The organism is Amycolatopsis ponsaeliensis (assembly GCF_030182635.1).
Lineage (GTDB): Bacteria > Actinomycetota > Actinomycetes > Mycobacteriales > Pseudonocardiaceae > Amycolatopsis > Amycolatopsis ponsaeliensis.
Window position 1 is genome coordinate 1 of the sequence record NZ_JAPZLD010000101.1, and the last position, 14,749, is coordinate 14,749.

16 protein-coding genes are annotated in these 14,749 nt (G+C 71.0%); 8 read left to right on the plus strand and 8 right to left on the minus strand.

Features of this window, described 5'->3' with window-relative positions; translation table 11 throughout:
• Positions 1-301: 301 nt before the first annotated feature.
• Both QQ657_RS55950 and QQ657_RS55955 read right to left on the minus strand, forming a co-directional pair.
• Positions 302-1,537 (minus strand): autotransporter outer membrane beta-barrel domain-containing protein, encoded by a 1,236-nt coding sequence (locus QQ657_RS55950; RefSeq protein WP_284750647.1) that lies wholly within the window; start codon positions 1,535-1,537, stop codon positions 302-304.
• A gap of 55 nt (positions 1,538-1,592) precedes the next feature.
• Entirely contained in the window at positions 1,593-2,435 is an 843-nt protein-coding gene (locus QQ657_RS55955; protein ID WP_284750648.1) for a hypothetical protein, read from the minus strand.
• A 463-nt stretch (positions 2,436-2,898) separates the two neighbouring features.
• On the opposite strand from QQ657_RS55955, the gene QQ657_RS55960 reads away from it, so the two are divergent.
• The gene (locus QQ657_RS55960) at positions 2,899-3,894 is read left to right on the plus strand and encodes a ferritin-like domain-containing protein (RefSeq protein WP_284750649.1); all 996 of its coding nucleotides are present in this window, start codon (positions 2,899-2,901) and stop codon (positions 3,892-3,894) included.
• Positions 3,895-3,980: 86 nt separating this feature from the next.
• A complete protein-coding gene (locus QQ657_RS55965; RefSeq protein WP_284750650.1) occupies positions 3,981-4,385 on the plus strand; it encodes an SDR family NAD(P)-dependent oxidoreductase in 405 nt (134 codons plus the stop codon).
• A gap of 104 nt (positions 4,386-4,489) precedes the next feature.
• Here the strand turns inward: QQ657_RS55965 and QQ657_RS55970 are convergent, their stop codons facing one another.
• Positions 4,490-4,906, minus strand: coding sequence for a VOC family protein (locus QQ657_RS55970; protein ID WP_284750651.1), 417 nt, complete (start codon positions 4,904-4,906; stop codon positions 4,490-4,492).
• A gap of 57 nt (positions 4,907-4,963) precedes the next feature.
• A complete protein-coding gene (locus tag QQ657_RS55975; RefSeq protein ID WP_284750662.1) occupies positions 4,964-5,323 on the minus strand; it encodes a helix-turn-helix domain-containing protein in 360 nt (119 codons plus the stop codon).
• Between the two features lie 624 nt (positions 5,324-5,947).
• On the opposite strand from QQ657_RS55975, the gene QQ657_RS55980 reads away from it, so the two are divergent.
• From QQ657_RS55980 to QQ657_RS55995, 4 genes are all read left to right on the plus strand, one after another.
• A complete protein-coding gene (locus tag QQ657_RS55980; protein WP_284750652.1) occupies positions 5,948-7,978 on the plus strand; it encodes an AfsR/SARP family transcriptional regulator in 2,031 nt (676 codons plus the stop codon).
• A gap of 151 nt (positions 7,979-8,129) precedes the next feature.
• On the plus strand, positions 8,130-8,543 hold the full coding sequence (locus QQ657_RS55985) for a peptidase inhibitor family I36 protein (RefSeq protein WP_284750653.1): 414 nt from the start codon (positions 8,130-8,132) through the stop codon (positions 8,541-8,543).
• A gap of 59 nt (positions 8,544-8,602) precedes the next feature.
• Positions 8,603-9,421, plus strand: coding sequence for a hypothetical protein (locus QQ657_RS55990; RefSeq protein ID WP_284750654.1), 819 nt, complete (start codon positions 8,603-8,605; stop codon positions 9,419-9,421).
• Between the two features lie 376 nt (positions 9,422-9,797).
• Complete coding sequence (locus QQ657_RS55995) at positions 9,798-10,163, plus strand: hypothetical protein (protein WP_284750655.1); 366 nt, start codon at positions 9,798-9,800, stop codon at positions 10,161-10,163.
• 36 nt (positions 10,164-10,199) lie between these two features.
• Here QQ657_RS55995 and QQ657_RS56000 read toward each other — a convergent pair whose 3' ends face one another.
• On the minus strand, positions 10,200-10,334 hold the full coding sequence (locus QQ657_RS56000) for a hypothetical protein (protein WP_284750656.1): 135 nt from the start codon (positions 10,332-10,334) through the stop codon (positions 10,200-10,202).
• Between the two features lie 227 nt (positions 10,335-10,561).
• The gene (locus QQ657_RS56005) at positions 10,562-11,380 is read right to left on the minus strand and encodes a LysR family transcriptional regulator (protein ID WP_284750657.1); all 819 of its coding nucleotides are present in this window, start codon (positions 11,378-11,380) and stop codon (positions 10,562-10,564) included.
• A 99-nt stretch (positions 11,381-11,479) separates the two neighbouring features.
• Here QQ657_RS56005 and QQ657_RS56010 point away from each other — a divergent pair, with 99 nt between their 5' ends.
• Both QQ657_RS56010 and QQ657_RS56015 read left to right on the plus strand, forming a co-directional pair.
• Positions 11,480-11,929 carry a nuclear transport factor 2 family protein gene (locus QQ657_RS56010; protein WP_284750658.1) on the plus strand — a complete coding sequence of 150 codons (450 nt, stop codon included), beginning with the start codon at positions 11,480-11,482 and terminating at the stop codon, positions 11,927-11,929.
• Positions 11,926-12,834 (plus strand): NADP-dependent oxidoreductase, encoded by a 909-nt coding sequence (locus tag QQ657_RS56015; RefSeq protein WP_284750659.1) that lies wholly within the window; start codon positions 11,926-11,928, stop codon positions 12,832-12,834. Before QQ657_RS56010 ends, QQ657_RS56015 begins: the two co-directional genes overlap by 4 nt.
• Before the next feature lie 82 nt (positions 12,835-12,916).
• On the opposite strand, the gene QQ657_RS56020 is transcribed toward QQ657_RS56015, so the two are convergent.
• Entirely contained in the window at positions 12,917-13,960 is a 1,044-nt protein-coding gene (locus tag QQ657_RS56020) for a hypothetical protein (protein WP_284750660.1), read from the minus strand.
• Positions 13,960-14,460 carry a SigE family RNA polymerase sigma factor gene (locus QQ657_RS56025; RefSeq protein WP_284750661.1) on the minus strand — a complete coding sequence of 167 codons (501 nt, stop codon included), beginning with the start codon at positions 14,458-14,460 and terminating at the stop codon, positions 13,960-13,962. The genes QQ657_RS56020 and QQ657_RS56025 overlap by 1 nt, the downstream gene beginning before the upstream one ends.
• Positions 14,461-14,749: the final 289 nt, after the last annotated feature.

The window sequence follows — 14,749 nt, forward strand, 5'->3', positions numbered from 1 at the left end:
AGCTGCGGCGGTCGCATTGTGTTCGTACCCAGACCTGGCGGCGGGTCGCACGAGATCCGCCGCCGGGGAACGCCGAAGCGGCGGCGTTCCGCCGGTCGTCGCCACCACCGGATCACTCCAGGGTGGCTGGCGGCGACCGGTCCTGCCGATGCGGTCTCCGCGCCCCACGGCTCTGTGACAAGAGACGGTCGGACCGGCTCGCTCAGGATGCCGCGCAACACCATCGGCGAGGAAAGACATCCGCGACGAAGAGCGGGGGCACCGGAATCCGGTGCCCCCGCTCGTGTTCTCCCGCCGACCGTCAGACGGTGTGCGGGCTGTGCGCGACGGTGTTCCAGCCCGAGGCGATCACCGCGGCATCGCCGCCGTGGCCCGCCGAGCCGGAGTTCCCGCCGGTGGTGGTGCTGGTGTTGCCCGCGTCACCGGTCCAGCCGGTGGCGCCGGTGTCACCCGAGTTGCCCGAAGTCACCGAGGTGGCCGACTTCGAACCCTCGTGCTGCCGTCCACCGTGGTGACGGCCCTGCTGCTCGTGCCCACGAGCCGACGTGACGGCGGTGTTGCCGCCGGTCGAGCCCGAGTCACCCGAGTTGCCGGACGTGCCGCTCACGGCGTTGTTCTTGCTGGTGGCGTTCCCGGCGTCGCCGGAGCTGCCACCCTTGCCGCCGGTCGCGGTGCCGGTGACCGAACCCAGGACGCCCGTGGTGCCGCCCTGGTGGTGCCAGCCGTGTCCACCCTTGTTCTTGGCGGAGTTCTGGCCGGTGCCGACGGCGGTGGCGTCGCCACCGTTGCCCGCCCAGCCGGAGTTCCCGCCGGTGGTCGTGCTGGTGTTGGTCGCGTCCCCGGTCGAACCGGTGGCGCCGGTGTTCCCGGAGTCACCCGAGGTCACCGACGTGGTGCACTTCGCCAGCAGGCACAAGCCGTAGGCGCTGTTGCCGCCGGTCGAACCGGAGTTCCCGGAGTTGCCCGAGTTCCCCGACACCGCCGAGTTGCCGCTGGTGGCGTTCCCGGCGTCGCCGGAGTTGCCACCGTTGCCGCCCTTGGCGGTGCCGGTCACCGAGCCGAGGACGCCGCGGGCGCCCCGCGAGTCCGCGGCGTTCTTGCCCGACGCCGCCGACGTCCCGGAGCCGCCGTGGCCGGCGTTCCCCGAGTTGCCACCGGTGGTGGTGCTGGTGTTCGAGGCGTTCCCGGTCGAGCCGGTCGCGCCCGTGTTCCCGGAGTTGCCCGAGGACACCGAGGTGCTGCACTCGGCCAGGACACAGACGCCGTAGGCGCTGTTGCCGCCGGTGGACCCGGAGTTGCCCGAGTTGCCGGAGTTCCCGCTGACAGCGTTGTTGCTGCTGCTCGCGTTCCCGCCGTTACCCGAGGTCCCGCCGTTGCCGCCGGTGGCGGTTCCGGTCACGACTGAGTGCAGCGTGTTGCCGAGCCCGCCCAGCGGGCCCGAGTTCCCGGTGTCCGCACTGGCCACCGCTCCGCCCAGCAGGACGAACCCGCCGGAGATGAATGCGGCGGTCAGGCCGCGTCGCACGTATTTGTGCATGACTTCCCTTTCCTGCTCTCTGTCCATTGTGGATTTTGAGGATGGAAAGGGAACGTCAGCTCGGATGGTCGTTGCCGTAGTACTCGAGCCAGTGCAACGACCACGAGCCCGCGGGTGGTGCCCGCCAGGACCGGTCCGTGCCCGCGATCCGCGGACCCGACGCGGACACGGCGTACTCACCACCGTGTCCGGAGGAACCGGCCGACACCGATCCGCCCGAGTTCACCGCGCCCGGCGCACCCGGCGACGCGGGTACTCCGCCGCCACCCGAACCGGGGTGGTCACCGGCGAACGTCCCGCCGGAACCGTGGTTCCGGCCGAGTTCCGTCCGGACCGTCACCGCGGGTCGCGGCACCTGCGGCGGCTCGGGAGTCACCGCGGTCGCATCCCCGTGCACCGGAGTGACTCCGATGTCGTCGCGAGGTGTCCCCGGCGATGTCCGCACCGGATGTCCGGAAACGGTCTCGATCACCGGATCCGCCCCCACCGCGTGGGTCACGGGGTCGACGACCGGGGCCAGCGCGTGCAGCACCGGCCGCGTGACCGGCGCGGTGACCGGCTCGACGACCGACAGGACCGGCTCGACCGTCTTCGCGATCGGCCGCACCACCGACGAAACCACCGGCTCCAACGGCTTGGCCACCTGCTGGACGACCGGCTCGGCCACCGCCGAAACGGCGTGCACGGTGCCGGTCATCGGCCGCAGCACGCGGTCGGCGGGTCCGGTAACGTGCTCCACGGTGTGCCCGATCGAGCCGAGCACCCCGGACTGATCCGGTGCGGCCGGGACATCACGCTCGGCCGCGTCCGCTCTCCCGGACAGCACCAGCGCCAGCACCGCGAAGCCGACAACAGCTCCGGCGACTATCAGCCACCGGGCAATCACGGACTTGTGCACGGCTGCAGCGTCAGACTGGGAAGTATCCATCCATCTCACCCCCTTCCGAGTCGGAACTTCACCCGTCAGTGGGCTTTCGGGGCGCAGACCTTCACCGGATTGGGTGCAAGACAGAACTTTTTTGTTTGACAGAAAGGGTTTCTACTCCTGGGTAACGGGTAGTCCTCCAGCTTTTCGAGGAAAGTGACCGATGTGGACACGCGCGGTGATCGACGCGCGACAGCCATCTCCCGGACCGGCACCCGGATCCCGGCCGAAATCACGGTATCGCCCGAATTGCCGCTGATGTACCCGGTCTTCCCACTCCGACACCTCCGCGAGCCGTGATCACCTGATCCGGCGATCCACACCAATCCGCGGCCGGCGCGGCCCCGAAAGCGGAAGGTCCACGAAGGATCCGCCCGGCGCCGGGAATCCGGCGGTGGGTTACGCCCGCCGCGCGCGGGCGGGGAGGAGTTCGTCCGTGTTTGGCAAGCGCTACGCCGCTTCGATGATCAACCGGAGCGCCGAGAACGACCAAGACCGTCGCCGATTCCTGAAGGCGGCCGGGATGACCGGCCTCGGCGTCGTCGGCGCCGGTGCGCTCGGCGGACTCGCCGCCGGCACCGCGTCCGCCACCACCGCCCGGCCCGCCGCCGCGGCCGCGCCGAGCGGGGTGAGCGACGGCGCGGTGCTCAACTTCGCGCTGAACCTCGAATACCTCGAAGCCGAGTTCTACCTGCACGCCGTTACCGGCAAGGGCCTCGCCGACTCGATGACGACCGGCACGGGCACCCGCGGCGGCGTCACCGGCGGGCGCGCGGTGAAGTTCAAGACCAAGGCCGCGAAGCAGTACGCGCAGGAGATCGCGGGCGACGAAAAGGCCCACGTCCAGTTCCTGCGCTCCGCCCTGGGTTCCGCCGCGGTCAGCCGGCCCGCGATCGACCTGCAGTCCAGCTTCACCGCCGCCGCCCAGGCCGCCGGCCTGGTCAAGCCCGGCCGCAGCTTCGACGCGTTCGCGTGCGAGGAGAACTTCCTGCTCGCCGCGTTCCTCTTCGAAGACGTCGGCGTCACCGCTTACAAGGGCGCCGCGCCGCTGATCACCAACAAGACCTACCTCGAAGCGGCGGCCGGCATCCTCGCCGTCGAGGCCTACCACGCCGCCAACATCCGCAGCGCGCTCTACCAGCACACCGAAGGCATCCTCGGCCTCGGGCTGCTCGGTCGCGACCTGCGGGAGGCCAGCGTCAAGCTCTCCAACGCGCGCGACAGCCTCGACGGCCCCACCGACGACGACCAGGGCGTCATCGACAGCCACGGCAACGCCAACATCGTGCCCACCGACGCCAACGGAATCGCCTACAGCCGCTCCCCCGGCCAGGTCCTCAACATCGTGTACCTGACGAACAAGGCCGCCACCTCAGGCGGATTCTTCCCCAAGGGCGTCAACGGAGACGTGAACACCAGCGCCGCCAACTGATCCAGGGTGCGGTGGGTGCCGGGTTCCGTCGGGGGATCCGGCACCCACCGCGTTCTGCCCGGAACACAGCGGAAAAGGGACTACCGATGTTCGGACTGAGCGTGGAGTACCTGCTCATCCTGCTCGTGGCCGCGCTGTTCGTCATCGGCCCCGACCGATTGCCCGGCACGATCAACCTCTTCGGCACCTACAGCGTGACGAGTGCGTTCCTGCCGGCGCTGACCCGTTCGCGGGGAGCCGTGGTCAACATCCTGTCGATCACGGCGTGGGCGCCGATCCCCGTGATCCCGGCCTACTCGATCTCCAAGGCGGCGGCGTTCTCCCTAAGGCGTCCCCCGGAGTCCGTGGCGCACGCCATCTTCGACGGCGTGGAGCAGGGCAAAGACGAGATTTTCCCCGACCCGGTGTCGGCGGCCATGGCCGAGAGCTGGCGCAGTGGCGCGGCCAAGGCACTCGAGCGCCAGTACGCGGCTCTGGCGCGGCCCAGCTGAGGGTGATCAGCCGGTCTCACCGAGGAAGCGATAGCCGACCCCGGCGGAGCCGCAAGGCACCGGTCGCCCAGCTCCGCGTGAAGTGCGGTACCCGGCCGGCCGGGTCAGGAACCGGGCAGTGGCTGGTTGAACCGGATGCTGTTGCCGAACGGGTCACGGAAGCTGCAGTCGATCCCGTACGGGCGTTCGGTCGGCTCGTCGGTGAACTCCACACCCTTGGCCAGCAGTGTCTCGTAGGTCTTGCGGCAGTCTTCACTGCTGAAGAACAGCGAACCACCCATCGCACCCTTGGTCAGCAGGTCCCGGACCTGGCCGGCCGTCGCCTCGTCCAGCCTGGGCGGCCCGGGCTTCTCCAGGAGGATCTCGCGGTCGGGCCGGCCGGGCAGGTGGATCGTCAACCACCGCATGACGCCGAGGTCGGCGTCGGTGCCGACTTCCAAGCCGAGCTTGCCGACGTAGAAGTCGAGCGCCTCGTCCTGGTCGAGCACGAAGATCTGGGAAATCGTGATGGCGTTGAGCATGCCGGCGACGGTAGTTCACCTGCGTGCCGAGACGCTTATCCGAAATGATCGTCCCGGTCAGCTCCTCGGCCGCATCCAGGCCATGGCGAAACAGGTCGGCACGTCCACCACCGGTCCATACCGCCGGTACGCCGTCGGCGACTCGCCGACGATGTCGCGGAACGTCCTGCTGAAGGTCCCGAGGCTGATGAAGCCGACCTCCAGGCAGATGTCGGTGACGCTCCGATCACCCGAGCGCAGCAAGAACATGGCCCGCTCCACCCGCCGGCGTTGCAGGTATCGATGCGGGGTTTCCCCGAAGGTCGCGCGGAAGGTCCGGATGAAATGCACCGGCGAAACGTGCGCGACCCTGGCCAAGGCGGCCACGTCCAGCGGCTTCGCGTAATCGCGGTCCATGGTGTCGCGTGCGCGCAGCATGCGACGGTTGCTCTCCTCCACGGCCCGGCTCACCTCCGGATCACACCACATTCTCCGGCCCGGAGGCAGGAGATCGTGGCCTGCAGCGTGTCGGGCAACCGCTTCGCGGTGTCCAGCGGCGACTCGGCCGCGGTGTTGTGCAGTTCCTGCGGATCCGTGCCCGCGGTAGTAGTCCTTCCCGGCGGGCCGAACAGAAGATCGAAGCCGCCAACCGGCAACTCACTGTCCAACGTGGACCTACGCAACGTCTGCGCCTGGAAGTGCTGTCAAGCCGGCTGACGACGTTTCGAGCCTGCGCGAAACTTCCTCGGTCACCAGGATCGGGAAGCCGGCGACGTCGCACCATTCCTGGCCCCGGGAACGTCCGCACCTCGTCCACTTCCGCGGGCTGGCGGAAGTCCGGAGCGAAGCCGGATGGAAGCCGGACCGAAGCCTGGGGGTCCTATCGTCCGCGTATGCCAGAGCATTCTCGGTCCTCAGTGGGCAGTGCCGTTCACGCCGGGCGTCGACGAGCCGAAGTCCGGGGTGCATCTCCGTAGCACACGGCCTGAAACGTTTCCGCGTCACGTTTCTTGTGCCGGCGGATTCTTCAGTACTCCCTCGGTCACGAGGAGGACCTCCACCGTGCCAGTCAGATTCCGGTTGCTCGGGGACATCGAAGCTCACGTCGACGGCCGGCCCGTCGACCTCGGGCACGTGCGGCAGCGCGGCGTCCTGGCCGCCTTGCTCGCCGACGTAAACCACCCGGTTTCGGTCGACCAGCTCGCCGATCGGGTGTGGGCAGGCCGGCCGCCGCATCGGGCGCGCCGCTCCCTCGCCAGCTACCTGTCCCGGCTCCGGCGCGTCCTCGCCGGCGCCGAGGACGTCGTCATCGCGTACGGGCCGGGCGGGTACGTCGTCCGCGTCGCGCCGGAGGCGATCGATCTGCACCGGTTCCGGACGCTGGTGGCCGAAGCCCGGGAGAATCAGGAACTGGCGCGGTTCGACGAAGCGCTGCGGCTGTGGCACGGCGACGCGTTCGCGGGCGTGGACACCCCGTGGACCGAGGCGATGCGGCGGACCCTCGCGGCCGAGCGCGAGGCGATCGAACTCGACCGCACCGACCTCACGCTGCGCCTCGGAAAGCACAACGCGGTGCTGGCCGAGATCTCCTCGCGGGTCGCGGCGAACCCGCTGAACGAACGTGCCGCCGGCCAGCTGGTGCTGGCGCTCTACCGCGGGGGACGGCAAGCGGATGCGCTGGACCACTACGAGCGGACCCGGCGGCGGCTCGCCGAGGAACTCGGTGCCGATCCCGGTCCCGCCCTGCGGGAGCTGCACCACAAGATCCTCACCGCTGCCCCCGAGCTCGATCCGCCGTCCGAGGTCGCCGTGCCCCGGCAGCTGCCGGCCGCCCCGGGGTGGCTCGTCGGCCGGGACGCCGAACTGGCCGTGCTCACCCGGGTCGTGGCCGCCGGCGGCACCGTGCCCGTCTGCGCGATCGGCGGCCCGGCGGGGGTCGGCAAGACGGCGCTCGCGCTGAGGTGGGCGCACGACCACCTCGCACGCTTCCCGGACGGGCAGGTGCACGTCGACCTACGCGGCTTCGACCCGTCCGGCGAGCCGATGACGCCGAAGGCGGCGGTGCGGCGGCTGCTCGGTGCGCTGGGCGCCGATCCGGCGACACTGCCGCCGGACGAGGACGAGCTGGTCGCGCACTACCGCAGCCTGGTGGCCGGGAAGCGGCTGCTCGTCGTGCTGGACAACGCGCGGGACGCGGCCCAGGTGGAGCCGTTGCTGCCGGGGAGCGAGACTTGCGCCGTGCTCGTGACCAGCCGCCATCGGCTGACCGGGCTCGGCGTGCGCGGCGCCCGGCTGGTCGACCTGGATCCGCTGTCCGAGGCGGACGCACGAGACCTGCTGGCCCGGCACATCGGCCCCGAACCGGTCGCCGATGAGGCCGATGCCGTCGCCGACCTGGTGCGGTGGTGTGCCGGGCTGCCGCTCGCGGTCGGCATCGTGGCGGCCCGCGCCACGGCGCGTCCCGGTTTCCCTCTGGACGTCCTGGTCAAGGAATGCCGGGACGCGTCCGCGCGGCTGGACGCGCTCGACGCCGGCGACCTGACGTCGAACCTGCGCGCGGTGTTCTCCTGGTCGTACACCGCCCTGGACCCGGCGGAGGCCGAGGTGTTCCGGCTACTGGGCGTCGCACCCGGCCCGGACATCGCGCTGCCCGCCGCGGCGGCACTCACCGGTCTCGACGGCCGGCAGGTCCGTTCGGTCTTGCGGAGCCTGGTGGGCGCGAACCTGCTGCAGGAGCCCGTCCCCGGCCGATACCGGATGCACGACCTGATCCGGCTGTACGCCGCCGAACTGGCCGGCGAGGAAGCCCGCGGCGCGGCTCTGGACCGCCTGACGGAGCTCCAGTTGCACACCGCGCGCTCGGCGGCCCACTTGCTGCGTCCGGAACACCCGGTCATCGAGCTGGCGACGGCGGCCGGGTGCGCCCCGCCCGAGTTCGAGCACCGCGCGGCGGCCCTGGCCTGGTTCGAGGCCGAGCACGCCGGCCTGCTCGCGCTCCGCAGGGCGGCCGCGGCGCACGGCCGGCACCGGGCGGCGGGGCAGCTGGCGTGGTTCCTGAGCGCCTATCACATCAGCCGCGGCCTGACGGCCTGACGGGCAGGCGCCACGGCGGCGAAGGAGCCGGCCACCACGAGGGCGTCACCAGGCGATTGCACCGGTACTCAACAGTCTCGCAGCTTCCGGTCCCTACGGTCCGATCGCCCAACCTGACCGAATCCCTGAGAGGGGATGGCGAGGAGAAATCGTGCGAAAGATCATTTCGGTGGCCATGACCGTCGCGGCAGTGGGTACTGGGCTCGTGGTCGCGGCGTCGCCCGCGCTGGCGGTGGGCAGCTGCTCCAGCGGCAACTTCTGCCTGTTCGAGAACAACGACTTCAACAAGGGGAACACCAACCACTGGCTCGATCTGCGGAAGGACGACTTCGACCTGCGCGACAACTACTGGTACGACGGCAACGGCAACCAGACCAACGACAGCATCGACAACGAGACCAGCTCGGTGAAGAACCGCATCGGCTGCAACGTGATGCTGTGGCAGGACGTCGGCGGCTCCGGCGCTTCCACGAAGTCGATCAGCGGTACCGACGACGGCTTCCTCGAGAACAACAAGATCGGCGACAACCGGCTCAGCGCGGTGGACATCTGCACCACGGCCTGACGCATTCCGCCGGTGGTGCCCGCCCCCTCCGGGCACCACCGGCACTCCTGGAGGTCGCAATGCTCACGAAGGTCTTCGTCACCGTCCTGGTTCTCCTCACGCTCACCGCGTGCGGGCCCGAGTCGGTCGCGCCCGCGCTCCCCGCCGAGCGGCTCGCCCTGCCGTTCGACCGCTACCGGCCGGGCTTCGCCGAGGAGACGGAAATCGGGCGCGCCCGAGCCACGCTGGTCCGCGCCTGCCTGCACGACCGCGGTGCCGAGCTCGCCGTGCCGGAAGACGACCGTGTCCCCGGTGCGCTGGACCTCTCGCCGAACCTCCGCCGGTACGGCGTGATCGACGAAGCCTCCGCCACGAACTTCGGCTACCACTTCCCGAAGACGTCGGAAGAGCAGCAACGGCAGAGCGAACAGCGCCGGTGGGCGGCCGGTCTCACCGAAGCCCAGCGCACGACGCTGTTCGGTGAGCACGGCTGCACCGAGCAAGCGGAAACCGAGCTGACGACCGTCGACGACGGATTCTTCACCGACGCGGACTTCCGGTCATTGCGCACTTCGGAGACGGACCCACGCGTCGGCGCGGCCTTCGCGGCCTGGCGCACGTGTATGACCGGACAGGGGTACGCCTACGCCAACCCGCGCGCGGCGATCTCGGATCCACGCTGGCACCTCGACAGCGAGAAGATCCCCGATGACGAAAGGAACGCCGCACTGGCCGATGTGCGCTGCAAGGCGACCGCCCACCTGGTCGAGGTGTGGCACGACGTCGAGGCGGGCGCGCAAGAGCAGGACATCCGGCACGACGCGGCCCGGTTCGACGGGCTGGCGGCCGCCCGGAAAGCACGACTGGCGGCCGCGCGGCGCGTCCTCGGATCATCCTGATCGGCACAGGCCCAAGTCGACGGAGTCTCCCCGCTGGCTGGGCGCGGCTGTACTCACGACTCGCGAACCCCAGGTGGCCGCGAGCTCCCGCTTGGCGCTCTCCCGTTCAGGCGTAGCGACCAGCTTGATCGGCGCGGGACCCGGTGGCCACGGCGAAGCGGGCATCCCGCGCGTCCCAGGACGCTGACCAGCCGGGGTGCGCAAGAACCCGGACGCGTCACCAGAAGTCCGTGCAGGCATTGCGAGCGAACCCGGCGCGGTAGCGCAGGACGTCGGCGCAAGCCCGGAACCGCTGGCGCGGGTCGACTGCGCTCAGGCAGCCCATTGCCGTCGGCTGCGCGGTGATCACGCCGGGCGAGCCCGGTAGTCTGCACTGGTGACCGTTCCCGACCGCGAGCAGGTGACGCGCACCTGGACCGAGCTGATCTCCGGTGTCATCACCAGGGCCGACGCACACGCCTGGGCGGTGCCGTGGGTGGAAGACGAGACGGCCCGCGTCCCCGATCCCAGGACCAGGGACGCGCTGCTGCACCTGCACGGCTTCGACCAGGCCTACACCGGCGACGGCATGGTCGGGCACGGCGTGAGCACCGATTGGCTGCACAGCGAAGAAGACATCGCGACTGCCTTCGCCCGCTGGCAGACGGCCACCACCGAATACGACAAGGACCCGGCCGGCTACGCCTCCAGGGCCCGGCAGCGCGCCCTCGAACAGCTGCGCCAGGAACGACCGGAGTCCTGATCGGGGTGCGCGCTCGCCCGCACCCCGATCGGCGAATCACTCCCAGGAACCGCAGGCCAATTGCTTCAGCACGTACTTCGCGGTGCTGTGGAACGAGGTGATCGGCCGGCCGGTCGGGTTGGCCGGGTCCCGGATCACCACATCCACGTTGCCGTCGCCCGTGTCGAGCACGCGAATCATGTTGCCGCTGTTGAGAGTCAGCCGGCCGGCGCCGGATCGCCGAGGCGAGCCAGCGAACCTCGTTCGCTTCACGGGGATCCGCCTCGATCCAGCGCCCTCCAGCATGATCCCGCTCGGATTGGTGCCGCTGCTCCCGGCAAGGACATGTGCCGGCGCGTGGCGGACGCCGGCAGCGCTCCACTGTCCACTCCCGCACCCCACGCCGGCCGCCTGCGCCGCTAGGCGGTCGCCGCCATGGCGAGCCTGCGGGCCGCGACGTCCTTCGCCGTGCGCTCGAACGCCTTCACCTCCGCGCTCGCGTTTCCGGTCAGGCGGGCCAGCACCACCCGGGTCGGCGGGCAGTCCGCCACCGGTACGCCGACCACGGTGTTGCCGGCCCGGCCCGCCGCGCCGTGTCCCACCACCGCCAGCAGCTGGCCGACCGCCACCCGGTCCACGATCTCGTCCAGGGGCAGCTGCGGGCATTCCGGCCGGAATGCGTCTTCGCGGCGGAGGTCGGCGATCGAGACCGCCGTGCGGGCAGCGAGCGGGTGCGACACCGGGACCAGGGCCACCGGCAGCTCTTCGGCGACGTCCGTCGTCACGAAGCCGGTGAGGTCGTTGCTCGCGCAGAGCAGGGCGACGTCGGCGACGCCGCCGCGGACCGCGCCGACCTGGTCGGTGGTGAACACCAGCTCCACCGGGTGCGCGTGGGCGAACGCCTCGACCAGCTCGGACAGCACACCGGCGGCGGTGCCCGAGCGCACCGCGACCGTCAGCGGCGACGAACGTCCCGCCCGCCGCGCGCGCCGCGCCGCCCGGTCCACCGCCGCCAGCGCCGACCGGCTGTCCGCGAGGAAGACGCGGCCGGCATCGGTGAGCGACACCCGGCGGCTGGTCCGGTCGAACAACCGCACGTCCAGCCGTCGTTCCAGCCGCGCGATCGCCCGCGACAGCGGCGGTGCCGCGATCCCGAGCCGCTCGGCCGCGCGCCCGAAGTGCAGTTCCTCGGCGACGGCCACGAAGTAGGCCAGCTCGCGCGTCTCCAGTCGATCCATACCGCCAGGGTAATAATCGGCGGCCGGAACGGCATCGTTTCGCCGGTCACGCCGGAGTTCGCTGGAAGAACAGGAACCGTTGAGGAGAAAGGCCATCCCATGCACGACGAACGCGCGGTCCAGGAAGTCCTGGCCCGCTACGTCCGCGCCACCGACCGGCGGGACGGCGCCGCTCAGGGCGCGCTGTTCACCGACGACGCCGAGGTCCGGATCTTCGAGAAGGCCGGACCCGACCGGTACGCACCCGTCGGCGAGCCGCTGGTCGGCGGCGCCGGCGTCCGCTACGCCGTCGAGAACTTCATGGCCCCGCACCCCGAAGGCGGGTCGAGCCACCACGTCACCGCCGACCACCTGATCACCGTCGACGGCGACACCGCCCACCTTGACGCCCAGTTCGTCGTGTTCGAGGTCCGGACCACGCCGGAGCGCTCGATCCAGGGCGTCGAGTCGGGGTACTACGACACCGAGCTGCGGCGCATCGACGGCGAGTGGAAGATCGTGCGCCACCACGTGCTGGGCGACCTGCCGATGCGGGTGACGCAGCCGTGAAAGCCGTCGTCTACCACCGGTTCGGCGGTCCCGAGGTGCTGGAGATCGCCGAACTGCCCGAACCGAAGGTGAACCTCGACGGCGTGCTCGTGCGGGTCCGCGCCGCCGCCCTCAACCCGGCCGACCTCGGGGTGCAATCGGGTGCGCTGGCCGGGATGCTCGAGTCCTACTTCCCCGTCGTGCCCGGCTGGGACGTCGCCGGAGTCGTCGAGCGAGCCGGGCCCGCGGCACCCGAGTTCACCCCCGGCGACGAGGTGATCGGCTACGTCCGCGGCGAGGTCGAGCACCGCAACGGCGCCTACGCGCAGCTGGTCGCGGCGGACGTCCGGACCCTGGTCCCCAAGCCCCGCGCCCTTGGCTGGGCCGAGGCCGCGGGGCTGCCGCTGGCGGGGCTGACCGCGCTGCAGGCCATCGACACCCTCGCGCCGAAAGCCGGTGAGACGCTGCTGGTGCACGCCGCCGCGGGAGGTGTCGGCTCGCTCGCCGCGCAGATCGCCCTCGGCCGCGGCGCCCGGGTGCTCGGCACGGCGTCCGAGGCGAACCACGCCTACCTGCGTTCCCTCGGCGTCGAACCGGTCCGCTACGGCGAGGGTCTCGCCGGCCGCGTCCGCGACCTCGCCCCCGACGGCGTCGACGCCGTGCTCGACACGGCCGGGCGGGGCACCCTGGCGGCGACGCCGGACATCGGCACCCGGGTCGCGTCGATCTCGGAGTTCGACCTCCCCGGCGTGACACCGGTGTTCGCCCGGCTCGTCCCCGGCGACCTGCGCGCGGTCGCCGAGCTGGCGGCGGCGGGAAGGCTGAAGGTGCGCGTCGCGCGGACGTTCCCGCTCGAGGAAGCCGCGGCCGCCCAGCGCCTGCTGGCGGACGGGCATGCACCCGGCCGGATCGTCCTGCTCCCCTGACGCAGCGCCTCGCCTTCTCGACGATCGACGACGCCCAAACCGTGGGTCCTCTTCGGTCGTGTCCGAAGAGGACCCACGGACCTCAGTGGGGCAGGACGAGGTGGTCGGCGACGGCGTACAGCTCCGCCTTCGCACCAGGGCCCGCGATGGCGATCGGCGCGTCGTGGACGGCCTTGAGGATCCAGAGCGTGCGGTAACCGTTCTCGTCCACGTAGCGCGTCGCGTGTCCCTGGACCTGTTGCCCCGCGGTGCCGCGCACCTGACCGGGCTCGTCGCTGCGCACCTGGACCGGCGGCATGGTGCTGCACGTGCCCACCGAATAGCTCGTGCGCGAACCGCCCCGGTCGCCCTCCTCGACGTCGAACGCGCACATCCGCAGGCCGTCGGGCAGCTTGCCGAGGCCGAACGCCGGGGCGACGGTGGTCGTGCCCGGGAAAGCGACGTTCTCCGCGACGCGGCGGCCCGCGTCGATCAGTTGCTGCGCCGACGCCGTGCTGCCCGGCTGCGCGGCCACGTTGACGTACAGCGAGCCGCCTTCGGGGTGGGTCAGGTACACCTCGTAACCGCCCGGACCGCCGGAGTGCGAGCTCTCCACGCCGGCCCGCCCGCCGATGGTGACCGACTGGCCCGGACCGGACTTGAAGGCGGCCTGCCCGACCGGCATCATCCGCATTTCCTGCACGTCCACGAGCAGGACCTGACCCCCGGACGTGACGGTCAGCATGTACTCACCGCCGTACACCGGCTTGGCGGGGTTCGCCGCGCTGCCACCGATGTTGATCCGGCGCGCGAGGTAGTCGGCTTTGCCCGGCGGCAGCCAGCCGAGCGAGAAGGGCATGGGCAGCTCCGCGATAGCCGCCTTGGCCGGTGCCTCGACCTTGGCCGGACCACTGGCCTGGCCGGCGCCCGTGGCTACCTGGTTATCGTGCGCGGGCCGGTTCAGCGCGACGACGGCGACCGCGGCCAGGACGAGCAGGACCACCCCGGCGCCGGCCGCGAGCGGACGGCCCACCACGGCGCGCCTGCGGTCGAGGCGCTCACGCGTGGCCGCCAGCACCTGGTCGCTGTCGGGGGCGTCGGGCTCGTGGGCGGTGAAGGTGTCCTTGATCAGGTTCTCGATGTCCATCAGCTCTCCTTCGCCTGGGCCATCCGGTCGATGCTCAGGCCGTGTCGCAGGGTCGTCAGTGCTTTGCGGGCGTGGGCCCGAACGGTGGCCTGGGCGCAGCCGAGCAGGTCGGCGATGTCGACGTCGGCGACCTGCTCGTAGTACCGGAGCACCACGACCGCGCGCTGGCGCCGGGGCAACCGCGCCAGGCGCTGCCACATGTCCTCGCGTGCCGCGTGGTCCGACGCGAAGTCATCCGGCCGCGCCTCGTCCGGCGGGTCGCCCACGGCGATCAGCCGAGCCGACCGGCTGCGCCGCCAGGAGAGGTAGTCGTTGGTCACCATCCGCAGGACATAACGGTCGGGGTGCTCGGCGTCGCTGATCCGCGACCACCGTCGATACGCCTTGACCAGCACGTCCTGCACCAGGTCGGCGGCCTGCTCCCGCTCCCCGGTCAGCATCGTCGCGTAGCGCAGCAACCGCGGCAGGTGCGCCCGGACGAAGTCCTCGTAGTCAGCCATCACTGTGAAGACTGCCGCCGCGCGCGATCCGTGTACCTCCACGCAGAACTTTCTTTGCGAACCCGGGCGCGACGAAGGGCGTCCGACACTGCGGACTGGTCTCCAGCACGCTCGACGCAGCACGGCACGAACCGTCCTCACGTGCCGCTGACCGGTCGTCCGCCGGACGCACGCTCAGGGCTCCCCTCTGTGTCAAGCAGACGAGGAAGCCGCTGCCCTATCCTTGTAGTCGGCAGGCTCGGGAAGTGACTGTTCCGAAGTGCTGACCACGGGGCTCAGGTCAGCCGCG